Here is a 19,284-nt window from a genome sequence, read left to right on the forward strand (position 1 = left end):
TTCCTGTCAGAAATGCGACATGTTCCTGCCACGCGCCATACCTGTCGATCTCACGCGACGGGGCTCCGCCGGTGCCGGGACGGGGAGCTGGACACGATGAACGACGCCTGGCCCCGTCGGTACGCGGACGAGGTTCTCGGCGGCGCGGCGGACGGCGAACGGCGCCGGCTCGCCGCCATGGCCGCGGTATGCGACCCGGTGACGACCCGTCTCCTCGACGAGCTCGGCGTCACCGCCGGGTGGCGATGCCTCGAGGTGGGCGCCGGCGCGGGGTCGGTGGCGGCCTGGCTGGCCGACCGCGTCACCGCCGCCGGCCAGGTCACCGCGACCGACATCGACCTCAGCCACCTGGCCGGCCTCAGTGCGCCCGGCCTGTCCGTCCTGCGCCACGACGTGACCCGCGACCCGGCGCCGCCCGGCGCGCCGTTCGACCTCGTGCACGCCCGCTTCGTGCTCGAACACCTTCCCGAGCGCGAACAGGTCCTCGACCGGCTGGTGTCCTGGCTGCGGCCGGGCGGCACGATCGTCGTCGAGTCGATCGCGAGCTTCCCGGTGGCCTCCTCCCCCAACCCGACGTTCCGCCAGGCGATGACCGCCATCGAACAGGTCCTCGCGCGGACGATCGGCACGGACTCGACGTGGGCGCGCGGGTTCCCCGGCCCGCTGCGCAGCCGGCACCTGGTCGACGTGGGCACCTCCAGCCACCTGCCGACCACCGGCGGGGCGAACGCGTCCGCGTACTGCTGGGCGCTCACCCTCAGCCGGCTCCGCCCGCACATCCTCAGCCTCGGGCTGGCCACCGCCGACACCGTGGACCGCGCCCTCGACCTGCTCACCGACCCGGCCTTCTTCGACCTCTCCTTCGCGACAGCCATCGCCTGGGGCCGCGCACCGGAATAGCCCCCTGCGCCGCCGGCCCGGCCCGGGAGCCCGGCGGCCCGGCGGCCTCGCGGCGCGGCGGCCGGTCAGTCCTCCGGTGCCGTCATCGCCGGGTTTTCGCGGCGGCCTCGGCGATCGCGGCGATTGCCGCCACGACGTCGGCGGGAGTCGGGCTCGCGGCGATCTGCGCGGCGAGCGTGGCGGTGGCACGGCGCTCGGGCGCGTCACCGAGCAGATCGCGGACGGCCGCGGCGACGTCACCCGGCCGCCGTGCCTCGTTGTGGAACACCCGGGCGGCGCCGCGCTCGGCGAGCAGCTGCGCGTTGTGGAAGTGGTCCGCACCCTGCGGCAGCAGCACCTGGGGGACGCCGTTCGCCAGCGCGCCGAGCACCGTGCCCGAGCCTCCGTGGTGGACGGCGACGTCCACCAGGCCGAGCACGCGGCTCTGGGCCACGAACCGCTCGACCCGCACCCGCTCGGGCAGCGCGCCCAGGGCCGCCGGGTCGCCCTCCGGGCCGGCCGCGACGAGCACGTCGACGTCCAGCGCGGCGAGGTCGTCGACGACCGCCCGGATCACCTCGACGGCGCCGAACGAGACGGTGCCGAGCGTGACGTACACCCGGGGCCGCTCGGCGGGAGCGGTCAGCCACCCGGGCAGCGGCGCCCGCTCGTCGGCCCAGGCCGTGCTGCGGATCGACAGCACCGGCACACCGTCGGGGCCGGGCCCCTGGCGCAGGCCCGGCGGGAACGGCTCGAGGTAGGCGGCGATCACCTCGCCCGGCCCGGCCGGAGCGGCGCGCCCCGCCGCGGTCCAGCGGGTGCGGTGCGCCTCCAGCGCCGCGGGGAAGGTCACCTCACCGAAGGGGCTCCACTGCCCGATACCGAAGGCCACGGCGGGGATACCGGCGAGGTGCGCGGCCAGCACGGCTCCGACGTTGGTGCTCTCGGTGACGACCACGTCCGGCGGGTCCGCGGTGAGCAGGGGGGTGAGCGCGTCCAGCACGCCCTGCGCCGTCACGTCGGCGAACATGGCGACGGGAAACTCGAACCCGGTCGCCTCCGGGTGCCGCCGGGCGGTCTCCCGCTCCACGTACTGCAACGTCCACCCGGCCGGGATGCCCTGGACGGTCGGCACGGGCAGCGCCCCGAGGAAGGGCTCGCCGGTGGCCAGGCGGACCCGGTGCCCCGCGTCCTGGCAGGCCACCACGAGGGGGATCAGCGGGTAGAGGTGCCCGTATGCCGGCAACGACGCGAAGAGGACGTCCACGCGGGTCAGTCTGGCACCGTAGGCGGCGTCATCCGGCCGCCGGAGACAACATCGTCCGGACGATCCCGTCCGCCGGGTCGACCCGGACGAGAGTCGAGCCGCGCAGAAGGACCACGTAGAGCGCGCCGGTGGGATCGGCGACCAGACCGGCGGGATCCTCCAGGTCGGCGCCGGTGGCCAGGGCGCCGTCCGGATCACCGTCCGTCCCGCCGGAACCGGCGACCGTCGTGATGATCCCGTCGGGGCCCACCCGGCGGACGTGGTTGGTGCCGTCGGAGATGTAGAGCGCCCCGTCCAGTGCCGCCGCGGCGGCGAGCGCGATGGCACAGGTCGCCCGCGGCGGGAGCCCGGCGGCGGCCCGGGCGCGCAGGGTGCCGCCGGTGAGCTGTTCCATCACCAGCAGGCACAGCCCGTCCCGCTCGACGTAGTCGAAGACGCGCACGATGTGCGGATGGTCCAGACCGGCCAGGACCCGCGCCTCCGCGAGGAAGCGGGAACGGAGGTTCTGGCTCTCCCCGGTGCCGGCCGAGGCCCCGGGACCGCCGGACGGGTCGGCCTCAGGCGACGGGTCCAGGAACACCTTCACCGCCACATGCCGGCCGATCAGGCGGTGCCGGGCGGCCAGGACCGTGCCGAAGCCGCCGCGGCCGAGCTCCGCGCCGATGTCGTACCCGGGAAGGACCGCCGCGACGTGATCAAGGTCAAGCGTCCACATTGCCCGGATAATAGGGGGATCGCGACGCAGCCGGGTCAGGTGCGGAAGGGGCCGCGGACCTCGAAGGTGATGCCGCCGGAGGACGATCCGGTGGTGCCCCGCTGGGAGGAGAAGTACAGCCGGGAGCCGTCCGGGGAGAACGCCGGCCCGGTGATCTCCGACGAGTTGTGCCCGGTCAGGCGCAGGATCGGCGCCACGACCGCGGCCGGCGTGATGACGCAGATCTCGAGGTTGCCGCCGTCCTCGGCGACGTAGAGGTCGCCGTAGCTGGAGCCGGTGATGTTGTCGACGCCGGTCAGCGGCGCGGTCCCGCTCACCAGGGAGTCGTCGTAGGCGAGCTCGAAGGCGTTGGTGGCGCAGTTCAGCTTCCAGACCCGGTTGTCGCCCTTGGTGGTCCACCAGACCGTGTCGTTCGCGTAGTAGACGCCCTCGCCGCCGTTGAAGTGCTTCGCCGCGGAGACCTGGGTGCGGGTCGAGGTCGGCGAGCCGTCCGGGTCGGGCACGGTCTGCCAGGTGGCGGTGCCCGAGGTGGCCGACGCCGACGCGCACAGGACCTCGAGGGTTCCCGTCGCCAGGTTGCCCCAGGTCGTTGGCCGGAAGCGGTAGAAGCAGCCGTCCGTCCGGTCCTCGGTCAGGTAGATCACCTGGCGGACCGGGTCACAGGCGGCGGCCTCGTGGGTGAACCGGCCCATCGCGGGCCGGGCGACGGCCGCGGCGCCGGTGGCCGGGTAGGTCTCCCAGACCCGGCCGGTGGACGTCTCCTCGCAGGACAGCCAGCTCCCCCACGGGGTGGCGCCGCCGGCGCAGTTGGAGCTCGTGCCGGAGAGCAGCCGCTGCGCGGAGGTGACGGTGCCCGCCGAGTCGAAGCGCAGCACGGACGCCCCGCCGCTGCCGCTCACCTCCGAGTTCGAGACGTACATCCAGCCCGAGCCGTTCGGGTAGCAGGCGCCGCCGTCCGGCGCGGCATGCCAGACATAGCTCGTTCCGGGCACTGTCTGCCCGGAACGGGCGACAATTCTGCTGGTGAATCCGGTCGGCAGCGCCACTCCGTTCGCATCGGCCGCCAGAAGGGATCCGTACGGGCTGGCCCCGGGCTGCGCCGGAACCGCCGAGGCGGCCTCCAGAACGACGCCGGAAAGAGTCGCGACACCCACGCCGACAAATGCGGACCGCAGAAACAGGCGCCTGTCCACCATTACTCCTCCAGAAGTTCGTGCTGCTTTCCCGACGCATCGCCGGGCGCACTGGCGAACGATAGCGAGCCGAATGCGACCGGACCACCCACAGATCGGTGAACGTTGGAGGACCGCCGACGACGGGAACCGGAACATCTCGCTAATTCGCCCCGCCTCCCGGACACGCGGGCACCGGCGGTGGAAAGCCGGTCGGGGCCGGGCCGCCGGCAGGTGCCAGGTCACCGGCAGGTGCCAGCGATCGGCTGGCGACCGGCTGGCCACGGGCCCGTGTCGGGAATCTGACGCTCACACGGCGCGCACCTCCCCCACCGAGCCCAGGCCACGCAGTGCCACCTTCCTGCACTCAGCGCGATACCTTCGCTGACTCTCCGCGCAGCACCTGCCACGGTCCGCCGCGTGACCGGACACATCGGGCACATCCGCGGTTCCCGGGGGTGGAAACATCGACCTTCGGCGTCCGAGGCGAAGGAGGAAGCCTATTTGCCGCCACCCCTCGGACGGCCTCGGTGCGGAATGTCACGCGGCTCCACAGCACGGCCTGGATAAAATGCGTGCATGGCTACCGCGAATCATCCTGGGCCCCAGGACATGATTTCTCGTCCACGTGATTCACACAGGTCGGGCGGGGCGGCAGTAAAGGCGCCGGAGCTCGTCATACTACTCAGCCCGTCCGGTGACATCACAGGCACCACCCCGAAGGCTACCGTCCACGGACCGCAAACCCCCCTGCACCTGGCATTCTCCTCGTACGTCTTCGATGACATGGACCGGATCCTCGTTACGCGCCGCGCGTTGGAGAAGCCGACCTGGCCCGGCGTGCTGACCAACACCTGCTGCGGCCACCCGGCCCCCGGGGAGGATTTTCGGGAAGCCATCTCGAGGCGGCTCCAGGAGGAGCTGGGTCTGCAGGTCCAGCGAATCGACCTGGCCCTGCCGGCGTTCCGCTACCGCTGCGTCATGGACGACGGAATGGTGGAGAACGAGATCTGCCCGGTCTTTTTCACCCGGGCGTCGGGGCCGTTCCGAATCAATCCGGACGAGGTGGCCGAGGCGTTCTGGCTCCCGTGGTCGAAGTTCGTCGACGACGTGATGAGCGGTGCCCTCGCGATCTCGCCCTGGTGYCGGCTCCAGGTGGAGCAGCTGCGCAAGCTCGGGCCGTCGCCCCGGCACTGGCCTTCGGCGCCGGATGACCAGCTTCCCCCGGCCGCCCGGCAGAACCGCGCAGACTACGCCGGCTGACCCGGCGCGGGCCGGCGCGCGATGAGGAAGGCCTGCGGCGTCCGTTCCGACCCGTCATCCACCGGCTCGCGCAGGAACCGCGCGGACCGGCAGATCCGCCACCGCCAGCAGGCCGGCGACCCGCTCGGGCCGCCGGCGGTGGAAGTCCAGCGAGATCGCCTGACCGAACGCCTCGGTCAGGCGCATGGGCTCGTCACCGACCTGGAAGGCCAGCAGCAGGTGGCCGCCCGGTGCGAGGACCCGCCGGAACTCCGCGAACACCCCGGGCAACTGGTCGTCGGGATGTGGATCGTCGAGTAGTAGGCCACGACGCCGGCGACCGCGGCGTCCGCCAGGTCGAGCGCGGTCATCGTGCCCACGGAGAAGCGCAGGTGTGGGGGTGGTTGCGCCGCGCCACGTCGACCATGCGCGGCGACAGGTCGACACCGAGGACGGGCAGCCCCAGCGCGTGCAGGTGCGCCGTCACCCGGCAGCGTGTAGGTGCCGGGATTGTTCAGCCCGACGCGACAGTTCTGGAACTGGACGTTTCCACCGATGGCCACCGGGCCCTCGGTCTCGTTCGAAAACAGCCCGCTGTCACCTTCGGCGAGCACGAGACAGCCGTGGCCGGGGTCGGCGTTCAGATTGCCGGGAGACACCGTAAGGACTGGATTGACCGCCGTCACCTGCGCGCTCGCGGGTATCGCCGGCGCCAGAGCCGCCAAGGCGATTATTGCGAGTGTTAGAAAGCCGGACGAGGCCAACGATTACACAGAGTAGTCACAGAAATGGAGAGGACGACCGCCGCGCGCACCGCTGTGCCTGATGTGCCGCTCAGCGGCCGGATGACATCCCATTGCCGCACCGGGCGGTGTCGGTTACGTTCCGGCTGGCGAGAGGAGCGTGAGATGTCCCGAACCGTCACCGCCGCGGGGCTGACCACCCTCGTCGACGACCTGCTGCGGAGCCATCCGCCGGCCGCGACGGACCCGCACGAGTTCCTCGGCGCGCGGTTCGACGCCGGGCTCGCCTGGGTCTGGGCCGGGCCGGGCGACGGCGGCCTCGGCGCCGACCCGGCGCTGCAGCCGCTGATCGAACAGCGGCTCGCCGCCGCGGGTGCGCCGGCGCCGTTCCGGTACAACCCGATCGGCATCGGCATGACCGGGCCGACGCTGCTCACCCACGGCACACCCGAGCAGCGCGGGGCCTATCTGCGCCCGCTCTTCGCCGGCACCGAGATCTGGAGCCAGCTGTTCAGCGAGCCCGGCGCCGGCTCGGACGTCGCCGGCCTCGCCACCCGGGCCCGCCGCGACGGCGACGAGTGGATCGTGGACGGGCAGAAGGTGTGGACCTCCTATGCGCATATCGCCCGCCGGGGCCTGCTGATCGCCCGCACCGATCCGGACGTGCCCAAGCACGCCGGGCTGACCGCGTTCGTGGTGGATCTGACCGCGCCCGGGGTGGAGGTGCGCCCGCTGCGGCAGCTGACCGGTGAGGCCGAGTTCAACGAGGTCTTCTTCACCGCGGCCCGCATCCCCGACACCCAGCGCCTCGGCCCGGTCGGCGCGGGATGGCGGGTCGCCACCACCACGCTGATGAACGAGCGGGTCTCCCTCGGCGGGGGGCTGAGCGGCGGCGTCGATCCGGGCGCGGCGCTCCTCGCCGCCTACCAGGAGGCCGCCGACCGCGGCGACGGGAACCCGGTGCGCCGCGACCAGGCGATCCGGCTGTGGATCGAGGCGAACGTCAACGCCCTGACCGCGGCGCGCGCGGCGGCGGGCGGCAACCGCGGCCGGCCCGGGCCCGAGGGCTCGGTGCTCAAGCTGGCCGGCGCCGAGCACAGCCGCCGCGCGGCGGCGTACCTGGTGGACCTGATGGGCCCGGCGGGCACCCTCATCCCGGACTACCGGATGACCCGCCCGGGCCTGCCCCTCGGCGGCGGGGGTCCCCGGGACACCGCGGCCGCCTTCCTGCGATCACGCGCCAACACGATCGAAGGCGGGACGTCGGAGATCCTGCGCAACATACTCGGCGAACGGGTGCTCGGCCTGCCCGGCGACATCCGCGTCGACAAGGATGTGTCCTGGCGTGACATACCGCGCTGACCGCCCGCCGCCGAGAGGAGCTCCGTGAGTCTGGTGTTCTCCGACGAGCAGGAAGAGCTGCGCCGCACGGTGCGGTCGTTCCTCGAGCACGCCTCCCCCGAGTCGGAGGTGCGCCGCCTGATGGAGTCCGACGACGGGTACGACCCGGCCATCTGGCGGCAGATGGCCACCCAGCTCGGGCTGCAGGGGCTACACGTCCCCGAGGAGTACGGCGGCGCCGGCTTCGGGTACGTGGAGCTCGGCATCGTGCTGGAGGAAATGGGCGCACGGCTGCTGTGCGCGCCCTTCCTCGCCTCCGCCGTGCTCGCCACCGGCGCGCTGCTCGCGGTGGACGACGCCCTGGCCCGCAAGGAGCTGCTCCCCGGGCTCGTCAGCGGGACGACCATCGGGACACTGGCGTTCGCCGGCCCCACGGGCCGTCCGGAACCCGCCGGTTCCGGTGGGCTCGGGCCGCAGGGCGGAACCGGCGCCGAAGGCGGGCACCACGGGCTGCTCGCTGCCCGGGCTGCCAGCGGGTATACGTTGCGCGGCACCCGGCATTTCGTCCTGGACGGGGCGCTGGCCGATCTCATCCTCGTCACGGCGTGGGCCGAGGGCGGGCTCTCCCTGTTCGCCGTCCCCGGTGACGCGGCGGGTCTGACCCGGTCCCGGTTGCCCGTGATGGACCTGACCCGCAAACAGGCCGATCTCACGTTCAGTGACACCCCGGCCCGGTTGATCGGCGCCGAGGGCGACGCCGGCCCGGTGATCGACCAGGTGCTCCGGCTCGCCTGCGTCGCGCTGGCGAACGAGAGCGCCGGCGGCGCCCGGACCGTCCTCGAGCAGGCCGTGCGGCACGCGAAGGACCGCCTGCAGTTCGGCCGTCCGATCGGGTCGTTCCAGGCCGTGAAGCACAGGTGCGCCGACATGCTGGTCGCGGTCGAGGGCTCGAAGTCGGTCGCCTATCACGCGGCCCAGGTCGCCGCCGCCGGGGACAGCGACCGGCTGGCCCGCGCCGCCTCCATGGCGAAGGCGTACGTCGGGGAGGCGTACTTCTCGGCCGCGGCGGACAACATCCAGATCCACGGCGGGATCGGATTCACCTGGGAGCACTCCGCGCACCTGTACTTCAAGCGCGCGAAGACGTCCGAGCTGCTCTTCGGCGACCCGGTCCACCACCGCGGCCTGCTGGCCGACCGCCTCCGGGTCTGAGATGCCGCCGGTCGGCCCGCCGGGCCGACCTGAATTTCAGCCGCTACGACCGCGCCGCGGCTACCAGGCCGGGAAGTCGCGCTTGCGGATCAGGCAGTGCACGCCCTTCACGTCGTCGACGACCTGGCTGACCACGAAGTCGGCGGCGGCCGACAGGTAGCTGTACGCGACCATCACCGGGACATCCCGGACCTGGCGCAGCACCCGCAGCGCCTCGCGGACGGCCAGCCGCATGGCCTCGTCGAGGTCGTTGTGCAGGCCGATGGCGATCCAGTGCTCCGGGGTCTCGCCGAAGGGGCCGCCGGAACCCGCGCCGAAGGGCAGCGCCGCGGCGGCCGGAAGCGGGGTGAGCCGGACGGTCGTGCGCAGCGAGGCCTCCAGGGCGGTCAGCGACACCTCGCCGTGCCCCTGGGCGAAATGCGGATCACCGGTGTAGAAGCCCGCGCCCGGGATCTGGACCGGCAGGTAGAGCGTCGACCCGGCGACGAGGTCGCGCACGTCGAGGTTCCCGCCGAATGCCCCGGGCGGGGTCGTGTTGAGGGCCTTTTCCCCGGCCGGGGTGAGGCCGGTGAGACCCATGAACGGCGCGACCGGGAAGCTGATCTGCCGGCCCTCGCCGTAACGCATCACGGCTCGCCCGGCGGCGACGYCCACCTCGCAGAACTGGCTGTAACGGTCGGCGAGCACGCCGTCGGGGCCGACGGGAAGCTCGCCGGGCAGCGCGCCCCGGCCGTGCCGGCTGGAGACGAGCCCGTAGGGCACCCGCGGGCGCAGCTCGAGGAACTCGACCTTGAGGATGTCGCCGGGGCGCGCGCCGTCGACCCGCACCGGACCGGTGACCACGTGCGGGCCGTCGAGCCCGCGGTAGTGGGAGACGTCCCGGGCGATGTCGATCGCGTCGAGGAGGACCGAATCCGCTGCGACGGCGTGCTCCGCCCAGAAGGCGACCGGGTCGCGGCCCTGGTCCTCCATGAGGCCCTCGTGCGAGACGGTGTCGATGGTGACGGTGGCGCCCGCCGCCACTTCGAGCACCGGGTCGGTCGCCGCGCTGGGCAGCCGGCCCCAGGTGACCGTCTTGGGCGACGAGGGCAGGTAGTGCTCCCCCGGTACCTCGCCGGACCCGCACTGCAGGACGGACATGTCGCACTCCTCGTTGTTCCGCCCGCCCCGGGACCGTCCGTGCTGACGGCGGCCGTCGCAGCTCATCTCACCAGGAAATAGCTGGTCACGCCCAACCCGGGCGCGCTGTCTCACACCTTGGGGGACTTGTGGCCACCGACGCGCGCGCATCGCGCCAGGCCGACTGCGTCGCGCTAGCCCACAGCGGCGCGACGGCGGCCCGCGAGCGCGGCGGCGGCGGGGCCGGTCCGCGCGACGAGATCCGCCAGCCGGTCGGGGAACGCCCTGCGCTGGCCCGCGCTCACCAGAGTGATCACCTGCCCGGCGGCGGCGAGGGCCACCAGCGCGACGAGGTCCGGCGCGGCGTCCTCGGGCCTGACCTCCCCTCGCAGGACCCGCCCGGCCGCCCGGTTGAGCTCCCGGACCCCGGGCCGCTCGAGCAGCGCGACGGCGGTTGTCGGGATCACGGCGAGGACCTGCCCACGGGCGACCCGCACCCACCGGGCCGCCTCGAGGTCGTCACGGGTCTCGACCACGGCCGCCCGGTGGTCGAGGTCGATCCAGGCCGCCCAGGTACGCGGCTCGGCCGCGGCGGTGATCTGCCGGTGCACCGCCGCGACCACCGGGTCGGCCCGCCCCACCCCGCCGCGCGGCGTCGGCGCCGCCCGGCCGGACGGGCCGCCAGCTGGCCCACCGTCGGGGGTCGGCCCGTCGGTCAGCCGGGCCAGGCCGTGATCGTCGGCGAGCCAGCCGCCCGCCCACAGCTCGGTGAGGGCCGCGGCCCGCAGCGCCTGGCCGAGGCGCCGGTTCGGGTACATCCGGTCCTTCTCGAGGTTGTAGGCGAGGAGGTACAGCTTGGCGGGCAGTGATGTCGGCAGGTCCGGTTCCACACCACCTGTCTACCGAGCGGAGCGGACATGCGACGGACGTGAACGCGACAGGCCGCCGGGAGAGACAATGAGGCGGTGGACGAACGTGAGGTCGTCGCCCGGCGATACGGGGAACACCTGACGGACCAGGACCTGCTGGCGCTCACCGGCGGCCGGGCGGATCAGGTCGGGGCGCTGCGCCGCGAGCCCACCCTCATCCTCGACCTGCTCGACCGGCCCGCGGTGGCGGACGGGCTGCTCCTCACCGCGGGTACGGCCGGCCGCGACGAACCGGACAGGTTCACCTTCATCTCGCCGTTCCTGGTCTTCGCCGCCGCGGTACACCGCACGGCGCGTGGCCTCGTCGGTTCCACCTATGTCGCCGAGCGCGCCGGGCCGCGTTCCCGGGTGCCCGTCTTCGACGCGCCCGAGCTGGCGGCGTTCGCCTCCGTGCCCGCCCATCAGCTCTACCTCGCCGAGCTGCTGGCCTCCTACTCCCGCCTCTCCGGCGGCGAGGTGTGGCGGCGCACCGACCGGGGCTGGCGGCGCCAGCGCTGGGACGAGCTCGACCTCCCCCGGCTGGCGGCGCTGCTCGGCGCCGTCCCCGCCGCGCAGCGCCCGGCGGTCTGGCGACGGCTCGGCGACGGCGCCGTCTTCCTGGCCGGCGTCTTCCCCGATCACGCGGAGCGGACGCTCGGCCTGCTCGCGGTGAGCCGGCTGCGCGAGGCCACCGGGCTGCGGCTGACACGCGACGACGTCCCGCGGATGTTGGAGTCCGTCGCGCGGCGGGCGTACGAGCAGGTGGGACCGGGTGTTCCGGTGGGTGCGGCGAAGGCGCCCGGCTCGACCCGCCGGCTGCTGACCGTCATCGCGGACAGGTATCTCTTCCCCTTCGCCGCGGACTGGCTCCCCGGCCCCGCTCACTGACCACCCGGGGCCAGGCCGCCCGGGGCCAGGCCGCCGTCCAGGGATCAGACGGTGCCGGCGGGGTGGCTCGAGCCGCTCGGGCCGAAGCGCTCGGTGCGGATTCGTTCGGGCTCGTGGCCGATCTCGACCAGAGCGTCCGCGACGGCCTCGACGAAGCCGGTCGGGCCGCAGACGTAGCAGGTCGGCGTGAGGTCGGGCGGCCAGCCGGCCTCGGCCAGGTCGGCGGGGCGCAGCCGGCGCGGCGGCGACGTCCAGTTATCCGGGACGACCCGGGTGTAGCAGCGGGTGACGTCCAGCCCGGGGTCGGCGCGCGCGGCCTCGCGCAGCTCGTCCGCGTAGTAGAGGTCGGCCGGGGAGCGCACCGAGCAGATCAGGCGGAACGGCACCCGGCTGGTGGCGGACCGCCGGGCGCGCACCATCGCCATCAGCGGGACGATGCCCGACCCGCCGGCCACCAGCAGCACCGGCTCGGGGTCGGCGGGACGCCAGACGAACCAGCCGCCGATCGGCCCGCGGATCTCCACCGGGTCGCCGACCGAGAAGATCTCCGTCAGGTACGGGGAGACCTCGCCGCCCGGCACCCGCTGGACCGTCAACTCGACCCGGTCACCGGCCGCCGGTGCCGCGAGCGAGTAGCTGCGGCGGGTGCTGTAGCCGTCGGCGGCGGTGAGGCGGACGTCCACCCGCTGGCCCGACAGGTGCCCGGGCCAGCCGGGGAGGTCGAGGACGAGGGTGCGCGCGGTCGGCGTCTCGTCGCGGACCTCGGCGAGGCGGGCGACGCGCCACGCGAGACGTTCCCTCAGTCGCCCTGGTAGCGCTGCTCCAGCCACGGATCACCCCGGTCGTGATAGCCGCCGGCCTCCCAGAACCCCTGCTCGTCCCGTTCGAGGAGGCGGATGCCGCGCACCCATTTGGCCGACTTCCAGAAGTACAGGTGCGGGACGAGCAGCCGGGCCGGGCCCCCGTGCTCGGGTTCGAGGGCGGCCCCGTCGTAGCGGTGCACCACCCAGGCCTGGCCGTCGAGGAGGTCGGTGAGGGGCAGGTTGGTGGTGTAGCCGCCGTAGGAGTGCACCAGCGCGTACTCGGCGGCGGTGTCGACATCACCGAGCAGGACGTCGAGGCTGACCCCCTCCCARCAGGTGCCGAGCTTCGACCACTGGGTCACACAGTGGATGTCCACCGTCGGCGACTCGCCGGGCAGCGCGCGGAAGGCCGGCCAGTCCCAGCGGTGCTCGACGCCGGCCTCGGTCGTGATCGTGAACTCCCAGGTCTCCAGCGGGACCCGCGGGGTGGGGCCGGCAGAGAGGACCGGGAAGTCCTCGGTGAGGTACTGCCCCGGGGGCAGGTCGGACCCGGCGGATCGCGGTCTGCCCTGGAAACCCGGCGACACGATGCCCACAGGAGACTCTTACCACGAATCGCGTCCACCACGAATCGCGTCGGGAGCTTCCGCCACCGGGATCAGCCGCCCGTCGCCCGGATCAGCCGCCCGCCACCCGGACCAGCCGCCCGTCTCCGGGGTCGGCCCCGCCACCGGGCGCGGCGGGAATCCGGTCGGCGCCGCGGGCGAGGTCGAGGGCGATGTCGACGAGGGCGATCCGGTCGAGTGCCGGCACGTCGGCCAGGGGGATCCAGGCGGCCAGGTCGGTGGAGCCGCCGATCTCGTGGCGCAGCGTGCCGCCGACGACCCGCGCCGAGTACAGCACCCGCAGGCCGTGGAAGTCGGTGCCGTCCCGCTGCAGGTAATGGATCGAGTCGATGCCGAGCAGGCCGGTGAGCTCCACGTCGTGCCCGGTCTCCTCGCGGACCTCGCGGATGGCGCCCTGCTCGGGGTGCTCGCCGTGGTCCAGGCCACCGCCCGGCAGCGTCCACCGGACCCCCGCCGGGTCACCGGGGCTGAAGCGCGCGAGCAGGAGGTGGTCGTCCCGGACGCAGACCGCGTACGCGCCCACGCGGAGGAATCGGGGGGCGGCGGCGCCGCCGGTGTCGCCGGGGCTCTGCACGTTTCCTCCTTCGTGCCGAGCCACGGCCCGCCCACGGCTGACCGGTCGGCGCTGGCCGCTGGCGCGGCGGGGCTGCGGCGTGGGCGTGGATGGGAGCGTCGCGTATGGGGGCAAAACGTCGCCCGGGGTCGGGGGGTCCCCGGGCGACAGGAGGATCTTTCCACCGCTGACCGCGCATGGGCAATGACGGACAGGCGTGGTCCCGTCACATTAGGACATTGGTCCTGGGTCGAAGGTCCCAGGGTGGCCCGTCACGCGCCCCTTGCTTACTCGTCAGACGGACTCTTTCACAACGGCCGGTCACCAGAAGGCCGATTGTCGGGATGTTGATGCCGGCGCCGCCGGCCGGGCCGCGGGTCAGTGCTCGAGCCGGCCGCAGCGCGGTGCCGGCCGGAGCACGTCGAAGCGGCTCGCGTCGGGAGCCACCTGAAGGAAGGTGTAGCACCGGCCGAGCTGACCGAAGGAGTCCGTGAAGTCGATGGGCGCCGGCAGCAGCCCGTCGGCGGCGTAGTCGCGGACGGCGCGCAGCTCCTCGATGAAGCGCTCCCGGGTCGGGCACCGGCCGGCCTCGGCCAGCCCGCGCAGGAACATGTCGGTCGAGATCCAGCCGGAGAGCGCGGCCTGCCTGTTCGGCGGCTGCAGGTACGGGGCGTACCGCGTCATCGCGTCGAGGAAGGCGCGGTGGCCCGGCGTGTCGAGTTCGAACGGCTGGTAGTCGACGAAGATGTAGACGCCGCTCAGCACCCGGCCGAAGACGTCCAGCAGGCTCTGGTCGTACCCGGACGGCGAGAGGATCACCCGCAGGTTGGCCCCGGCCCCCCGGGCGCCCAGCACGACCTGGCCGAACGCGGCCCCCGTGACCGCCCCGACGAGCGTGTCGACACCGCTGTCACGCACCTGCGCGCCGACGTCGGCGAAGTCGATCGGCCCGGTCGCGTCGAGGGTGCCGACGACCCGCACCCCGGCTGCCTCCAGGCTGGCGGCCAGCTCCTCGCCGAAGGCGCCCGAGGCGGCCGAGAAGCTCGACGCGGCGATCAGCGCCGTCGTCCCCCCGCGCTCGGCGACGAAGTCACCCCAGGTCGACACCGAGGCACCGTCCGCGATCATGTTCGAGTAGCTGAACATGTTGTCGAAGGTGGTCCAGGACGCCTCCAGCGACGTTCCGGTGACCGGGATGCCGCGGCTGTGCAGGAACTCCGCCGAGCCGGACGCGGCCGTGGTGGACTCGACGATCCCGAACACCTGGTGCTGGTCGACGAGCATGCGGGCCGCGGTCTCGTTGACGCTGGGCTGCGATTCGTCGTCGCGCCACGAGTACTCGATGCTCCGCCCCTGGACGCCACCGGCCGCGTTCGCCACCCCGAGCCGGGCGTCGACCCCGGCCCGGAACGGGTCGAACAGCGACGCCGCGTTGCCGGTGTTCGGGAACAGCAGGCCGAGCCGGACCTCGTCCGCCGTGACCCCCGGCACGGGCGGGCACGAGGCACCCGAACCGTGCGAGTCCGTGGCATCGGACGAGTCGTTCCAGGACACGCACGAGACGCACCCGGCGGCCACGAGCAGCGCCGCGAGCACGATCGGCAGGGTCCGGAGGCGAGTCCGCAGGCGCGTGAACAGGTGCGTCCGTTGACGGCTCGCCAGGTGAGGCCGGCGCCGTGTGCGCCGGCGGCGGACGGCGGCGGACGATCCGCCTGCCGTCTCCGTGACCGGTGAGATGCGCACAGCACCACAGTGACCCAGGACGGTCACCGCACCACAGCTATCCGTTGTTTCTGTGAAATTCGACCGTTGGGTCAGCCGGGACGCAACTTTTTGGCAAGTAGCTCGGCGAGGTGATAAGCAGTCCGGCCACCGAGCTGGGCGGCCTGCGTGCGGCACGAGAAGCCGTCCGCGAGCAGCACCGTGTCCTCCCCCGCCGCGCGCAGGGCGGGCAGCAGCGCCCGCTCGGCGACGGCGACCGAGATGTCGTGGTGCCCACGCCGCATCCCGAAGTCACCGGCCAGGCCGCAGCACCCCGCCAGGGTCTCGACCTCCGCGCCGGCGGCCCGCAGCAGCGCGCTGTCGGTCTCGAAGCCCATGACCGCGTGCTGGTGGCAGTGCGGCTGCGCGAGCACCCGCACGCCGTCCAGCCGCGGAAGCCGCCACCCGCCCGCGGGGTTCCTTCCACCGGCCGGGTTTCCGCCGCCGGCGGGGCTCCTGGCCGGGCGCCGTTCGGGGCCGCCATCCTGGGTCAGCAGCTCGGCGAGCGTCCGCACGCCCGCCGCGAGCGCCTCGGCCCGCCGGTCTCCGGGGAACAGCTCGACGAGGTCGTCCCGCAGAACAGCCGTGCACGACGGCTCCAGCCCCACGATCGGGATCCCGCTGAGCGCGTAGGGGGCGAGCTGGTCGAGGGCCCGGCGCAGGCGGCGCCGCGCCCCGTCCAGTTGGCCGGTGGTGATCCAGGTGAGGCCGCAGCAGGCGGGCCGTCCGCTCGGGATCAGTACCCGGTGGCCGGCGGCGGAGAGGACCTCGACCGCCGCGCGCGCGGCGCCGGGCGCGAACACGTCGGTGAAGGTGTCGACCCACAGCAGCACCGGTGGGTCCGTCCGGTCGCCGGTGGCGGCCGGCGCGTTCCGGCTGGTTCGCCGCCACCAGCGGTGGAACGGCTCCGCGGCGAACTCCGGCGCGGCGCGGCGGGCGTCCAGACCGCCGAGCCGGAACAGTGGACGGCGGATCGCGCCGGTGCGCAGCGCCGCGTTGACCACCCGGGGCGCGCGCCCGGCGAGACGCGTCCACCGGGGCAGCCAGCCGAGGGCGTAGTGCGCCGCCGGTCGCGGGCGACGGCGGTAGGCCCGGTGCAGCACCTCGGACTTGTACCGGGCGACGTCGACACCGGCCGGGCAGTCCCGGGCGCAGGCACGGCACGACAGGCAGAGGTCGAGCGACTCGCGCACCGCCGGATCGCGCCACTCCCGCCGCGCGGGCGCGGGGATGGCCGGCGCACCACCCGGGCCGGCGGGGCCACCCGGGCCGGCGGGGCCACCCGGGCCGGCGGGGCCACCGGCGGCAAGCTCCTGCAGGACCCGCGCGCGGCCCCGGGTCGAGTCCTTCTCGTCCCGGGTGGCCAGGAAGGACGGGCACATGAAGCCCCCGGACGTGGACGTGTCCGCCCGGCACTTCGCCAGGCCGACGCAGCGGTGCACGGCCTGAGTGAGGTCCCCCGCGTCCGCGGTGAGCGCGAAGCTCCCTTCCACCCGCGGCAGCGGACGGGCCCGCGGGCGGCGCAGGTCGGCGTCAAGCGGCCGTGGGCGCACGACGACCCCGGGGTTCATCAGGTCGTCCGGGTCGAAGATGTGTTTGAAGGCGGCGAAGGCCGCCAGAGCGTCCGGCGAGTACATGATCGGAAGCAGCTCGCCGCGGGCCCGCCCGTCCCCGTGCTCGCCGGTCAGCGAGCCGCCGTGCGCGACGACCAGGTGCGCCGCCGCGGTGAGGAAGGTCCGCAGCCGGCCGGGATGCTCGGCGAGCGGGAAGTCGATCCGCACGTGCACGCAACCGTCACCGAAGTGACCGTAGGCGACGCCGTCCAGCTGGTGGGCCCGCATCAGCTTGCCGAACTCACGCAGGTAGGAACCCAGGTTGGCGGGCGGGACGGCGGCGTCCTCCCAGCCCGGCCAGGCCGGGGCCCCGTCCGGGGTGCGCCCCGCCAGGCCCGCCCCGTCCTCCCGCAGGCGCCAGAGCGCCGCGGCCACAGGCCCGGCCGGCAGCACCATGGACGCCCCCGCTCCCGCGTCGGCCACGACCGCCGCCGCCGCGGCCGCGGCGTCCGACCCGGTCGGCCCGCCGACCTCGACGAACAGCCAGCCGCCGCCATCGGGCAGCGTGGGGACGGTGCCGCTCCCCCGGTGGCGGCGCACCCCGTCGACGAGGCGGGCGTCCATGCCCTCGACGGCGAGCGGGCGGTGGCCGAGCAGTCCGGGGACGGCGTCGGCGGCGGTCGCCATGTCCGGGTATCCGAGCACCGCGAGCGCGGTCGCGGCCGGTACCTCGACGAGCCGGACCGTCGCGCCGAGCACGACGGCGCAGGTGCCCTCGGTACCGACGAGAGCGCGCCCGAGATGGGCACCGCGCTCGGGCAGCAGATGTTCCAGCGAGTAACCCGAGATCTGCCGGTCGAACCGCCCCAGCTCCGTCCGGATCACTCCGAGGTTCGCGTGGACGAAGGTGTCGAGCCCCGGCACCACCGGCCCGGCAGGCGATCCGTTGCCGGACGGTGGCGTGCCTGTCGCCGCGGCGGTGGCGGCGAAACGGCGGCCCGTGCCGTCCACGACGTCGAGGGCGACGACGTTGTCGGCGGTCCGCCCGTAGGCCACCGCGCGCGCCCCGCAGGCGTTGTTCCCGATCATGCCGCCGAGGGTGGCGCGACCGTGGGTGGACGGGTCGGGGCCGAACCGCAGCCGGTGCGGGCGCGCGGCGGCCTGCAGGTCGTCCAGCACCAGACCGGGGGCGACCTTGGCGGTTCTGGAATCCGGGTCGATGTCCGGAGTTCCGGTGAGATGCCGACTGAGGTCCATGACGACCCCGGGGCCGACCGCGTTGCCGGCGATGGACGTCCCCGCGCCGCGCACCGTCAGCGCGGTGCCCGTCTCCCGGCAGACCGCGGCGACAGCGAGGACCTCGTCGACGTCGCGCGGCAGGACGACGACCTCGGGGGTGACCCGGTAGTTGGAGGCGTCCGAGGAGTACTCGGCGCGCCGCCGCGCCGAATGATCGACCACCGGTGCCGTGCCACCCGCGGTGCGGACCACGGCGGATCCGGTGGCCGCGCGCAGCCGCGCGACCAGCTCCCGGGCCTCAGCCTCGCCCCGTGCCGCTGCGCTCCCGCTCCCGGCCGGCCGGGAGCGGCCCAGGCCCCGGCCCCGGTTCCGGCCCCGGGCGGGCTGGGCGCGGGTCGTCCGCTCCGCCCGGGAGCCCCCGGGCAGATCACCGTCGCGCATCGCGCCTCCCGTCCGCACCGAACCACACCGAGGGCCGGCCCGACACCGAGACGGCCCGTTATCGGGGCGGCCCGGCCCTCGGTAGCTCTATCCCCTGTACGCCCAGGTCGTCCCCGCCCCCGGTCGAGTCCTTCGAGTGGTGCCGCGGGCGAGGGGGCGTGTCCGGGTGTTGTCGTCTCGCTGGCGAGCCGAGATCTGTCGTAGGTCTGGGAGACGATCCCGACGTACCACCGGATCATGCCGGCCCAACCAGGCGATCCTCGAGTGTCTACGGGAGGTGCACATGTCGTCCAAAGCTCCGCCCCCGACCGGCCCGGCGGCCGGCCCTGGCGCCACCGGAGCTGGCGCCGACCACGGTGATGGCTCCGGTGCTGCCGGTGGCCGCCGCGGGGTCCGCTTCTTCGACGACCAGGGCGGCCGGCTGGTGGCCATCGTCGCGCTGGATCTCGTCGGCGCCGTGTCCGTGGCCTTGACATCCTCCCCGGCCTGACGGCCGGGGATTCCCGCACCTTGCGATACGGGTTCCTGCTTCACCAACGGACGCCTCCTCGCTCTAGGAGCGAGGTGGTCTCACTCCGTCTCCACAGGCAGACACCGCGAGCCCCGCGGCCAGAATGTTCTTCGCGGCGTTGACATCCCGGTCGTGGTGCGCACCGCAGCGGCACTCCCACTCCCGTACGTGCAACGGCAGCCTTTCGACGATCGACCCACAGGCCGAGCAGGTCCTGCTGCTCGGGTAGAAACGGTCGACCGCGATCACCGTGCGGCCATACCAGTCGGCCTTGTACTCCACCATCCGCCGCAGCTCCGACCAGGAAGCGT

18 protein-coding genes are annotated in these 19,284 nt (G+C 73.8%); 6 read left to right on the plus strand and 12 right to left on the minus strand.

The window, feature by feature from the left end; translation table 11 throughout:
• The first annotated feature begins 96 nt into the window (after nucleotides 1-96).
• Entirely contained in the window at nucleotides 97-900 is an 804-nt protein-coding gene (locus BBK14_RS09570; RefSeq protein WP_071061132.1) for a class I SAM-dependent methyltransferase, read from the plus strand.
• Nucleotides 901-982: 82 nt separating this feature from the next.
• Here BBK14_RS09570 and BBK14_RS09575 read toward each other — a convergent pair whose 3' ends face one another.
• From BBK14_RS09575 to BBK14_RS09585, 3 genes are read right to left on the minus strand one after another with little or no spacing between them, the layout of a single operon-like run.
• Nucleotides 983-2,146 (minus strand): glycosyltransferase, encoded by a 1,164-nt coding sequence (locus BBK14_RS09575; RefSeq protein WP_071061134.1) that lies wholly within the window; start codon nucleotides 2,144-2,146, stop codon nucleotides 983-985.
• 28 nt (nucleotides 2,147-2,174) lie between these two features.
• Nucleotides 2,175-2,861: a protein kinase domain-containing protein gene (locus BBK14_RS42090; RefSeq protein WP_071061144.1), complete on the minus strand. Its 687-nt coding sequence runs from the start codon at nucleotides 2,859-2,861 to the stop codon at nucleotides 2,175-2,177.
• A gap of 35 nt (nucleotides 2,862-2,896) precedes the next feature.
• Complete coding sequence (locus tag BBK14_RS09585) at nucleotides 2,897-4,057, minus strand: alkaline phosphatase PhoX (protein WP_198541218.1); 1,161 nt, start codon at nucleotides 4,055-4,057, stop codon at nucleotides 2,897-2,899.
• A gap of 588 nt (nucleotides 4,058-4,645) precedes the next feature.
• On the opposite strand from BBK14_RS09585, the gene idi reads away from it, so the two are divergent.
• Nucleotides 4,646-5,296 (plus strand): isopentenyl-diphosphate Delta-isomerase, encoded by a 651-nt coding sequence (gene idi, locus BBK14_RS09590; RefSeq protein WP_071061146.1) that lies wholly within the window; start codon nucleotides 4,646-4,648, stop codon nucleotides 5,294-5,296.
• Between the two features lie 54 nt (nucleotides 5,297-5,350).
• Here idi and BBK14_RS42750 read toward each other — a convergent pair whose 3' ends face one another.
• Complete coding sequence (locus BBK14_RS42750; RefSeq protein ID WP_131802208.1) at nucleotides 5,351-5,566, minus strand: hypothetical protein; 216 nt, start codon at nucleotides 5,564-5,566, stop codon at nucleotides 5,351-5,353.
• Nucleotides 5,567-6,183: 617 nt separating this feature from the next.
• On the opposite strand from BBK14_RS42750, the gene BBK14_RS09600 reads away from it, so the two are divergent.
• Nucleotides 6,184-7,380: an acyl-CoA dehydrogenase family protein gene (locus tag BBK14_RS09600; RefSeq protein WP_071061150.1), complete on the plus strand. Its 1,197-nt coding sequence runs from the start codon at nucleotides 6,184-6,186 to the stop codon at nucleotides 7,378-7,380.
• A 24-nt stretch (nucleotides 7,381-7,404) separates the two neighbouring features.
• Nucleotides 7,405-8,571, plus strand: a complete 1,167-nt coding sequence (locus BBK14_RS09605) for an acyl-CoA dehydrogenase family protein (RefSeq protein WP_071061152.1) — start codon at nucleotides 7,405-7,407, stop codon at nucleotides 8,569-8,571.
• A gap of 60 nt (nucleotides 8,572-8,631) precedes the next feature.
• Here BBK14_RS09605 and BBK14_RS09610 read toward each other — a convergent pair whose 3' ends face one another.
• On the minus strand, nucleotides 8,632-9,711 hold the full coding sequence (locus BBK14_RS09610) for an acetamidase/formamidase family protein (RefSeq protein ID WP_071061154.1): 1,080 nt from the start codon (nucleotides 9,709-9,711) through the stop codon (nucleotides 8,632-8,634).
• Between the two features lie 173 nt (nucleotides 9,712-9,884).
• Nucleotides 9,885-10,580, minus strand: a complete 696-nt coding sequence (locus BBK14_RS09615) for a GOLPH3/VPS74 family protein (RefSeq protein ID WP_071061156.1) — start codon at nucleotides 10,578-10,580, stop codon at nucleotides 9,885-9,887.
• A gap of 75 nt (nucleotides 10,581-10,655) precedes the next feature.
• Here BBK14_RS09615 and BBK14_RS09620 point away from each other — a divergent pair, with 75 nt between their 5' ends.
• Complete coding sequence (locus BBK14_RS09620) at nucleotides 10,656-11,486, plus strand: hypothetical protein (RefSeq protein ID WP_071061158.1); 831 nt, start codon at nucleotides 10,656-10,658, stop codon at nucleotides 11,484-11,486.
• A gap of 44 nt (nucleotides 11,487-11,530) precedes the next feature.
• Here BBK14_RS09620 and BBK14_RS09625 read toward each other — a convergent pair whose 3' ends face one another.
• The 5 genes from BBK14_RS09625 to BBK14_RS09645 form a co-directional block, all read right to left on the minus strand.
• Complete coding sequence (locus BBK14_RS09625; protein ID WP_071061160.1) at nucleotides 11,531-12,316, minus strand: FAD-binding oxidoreductase; 786 nt, start codon at nucleotides 12,314-12,316, stop codon at nucleotides 11,531-11,533.
• Complete coding sequence (locus BBK14_RS09630) at nucleotides 12,286-12,885, minus strand: sulfite oxidase-like oxidoreductase (RefSeq protein WP_071061162.1); 600 nt, start codon at nucleotides 12,883-12,885, stop codon at nucleotides 12,286-12,288. The genes BBK14_RS09625 and BBK14_RS09630 overlap by 31 nt, the downstream gene beginning before the upstream one ends.
• A gap of 82 nt (nucleotides 12,886-12,967) precedes the next feature.
• Nucleotides 12,968-13,489, minus strand: coding sequence for an NUDIX hydrolase (locus BBK14_RS09635; RefSeq protein WP_071061164.1), 522 nt, complete (start codon nucleotides 13,487-13,489; stop codon nucleotides 12,968-12,970).
• A gap of 357 nt (nucleotides 13,490-13,846) precedes the next feature.
• Nucleotides 13,847-15,211, minus strand: coding sequence for an ABC transporter substrate-binding protein (locus BBK14_RS09640; RefSeq protein ID WP_071061191.1), 1,365 nt, complete (start codon nucleotides 15,209-15,211; stop codon nucleotides 13,847-13,849).
• Between the two features lie 71 nt (nucleotides 15,212-15,282).
• Nucleotides 15,283-18,462 carry an FAD-binding and (Fe-S)-binding domain-containing protein gene (locus tag BBK14_RS09645; protein WP_071061166.1) on the minus strand — a complete coding sequence of 1,060 codons (3,180 nt, stop codon included), beginning with the start codon at nucleotides 18,460-18,462 and terminating at the stop codon, nucleotides 15,283-15,285.
• Nucleotides 18,463-18,745: 283 nt separating this feature from the next.
• Between BBK14_RS09645 and BBK14_RS09650 the strand changes: the two genes are divergently transcribed.
• Nucleotides 18,746-18,952 (plus strand): hypothetical protein, encoded by a 207-nt coding sequence (locus BBK14_RS09650; RefSeq protein WP_071061168.1) that lies wholly within the window; start codon nucleotides 18,746-18,748, stop codon nucleotides 18,950-18,952.
• A gap of 63 nt (nucleotides 18,953-19,015) precedes the next feature.
• Here the strand turns inward: BBK14_RS09650 and BBK14_RS34995 are convergent.
• A partial coding sequence (locus BBK14_RS34995) for an RNA-guided endonuclease TnpB family protein (protein WP_131802209.1) occupies nucleotides 19,016-19,284 on the minus strand: 269 nt, incomplete at its 5' end.

Source organism: Parafrankia soli (genome assembly GCF_001854695.1).
Lineage (GTDB): Bacteria > Actinomycetota > Actinomycetes > Frankiales > Frankiaceae > Parafrankia > Parafrankia soli.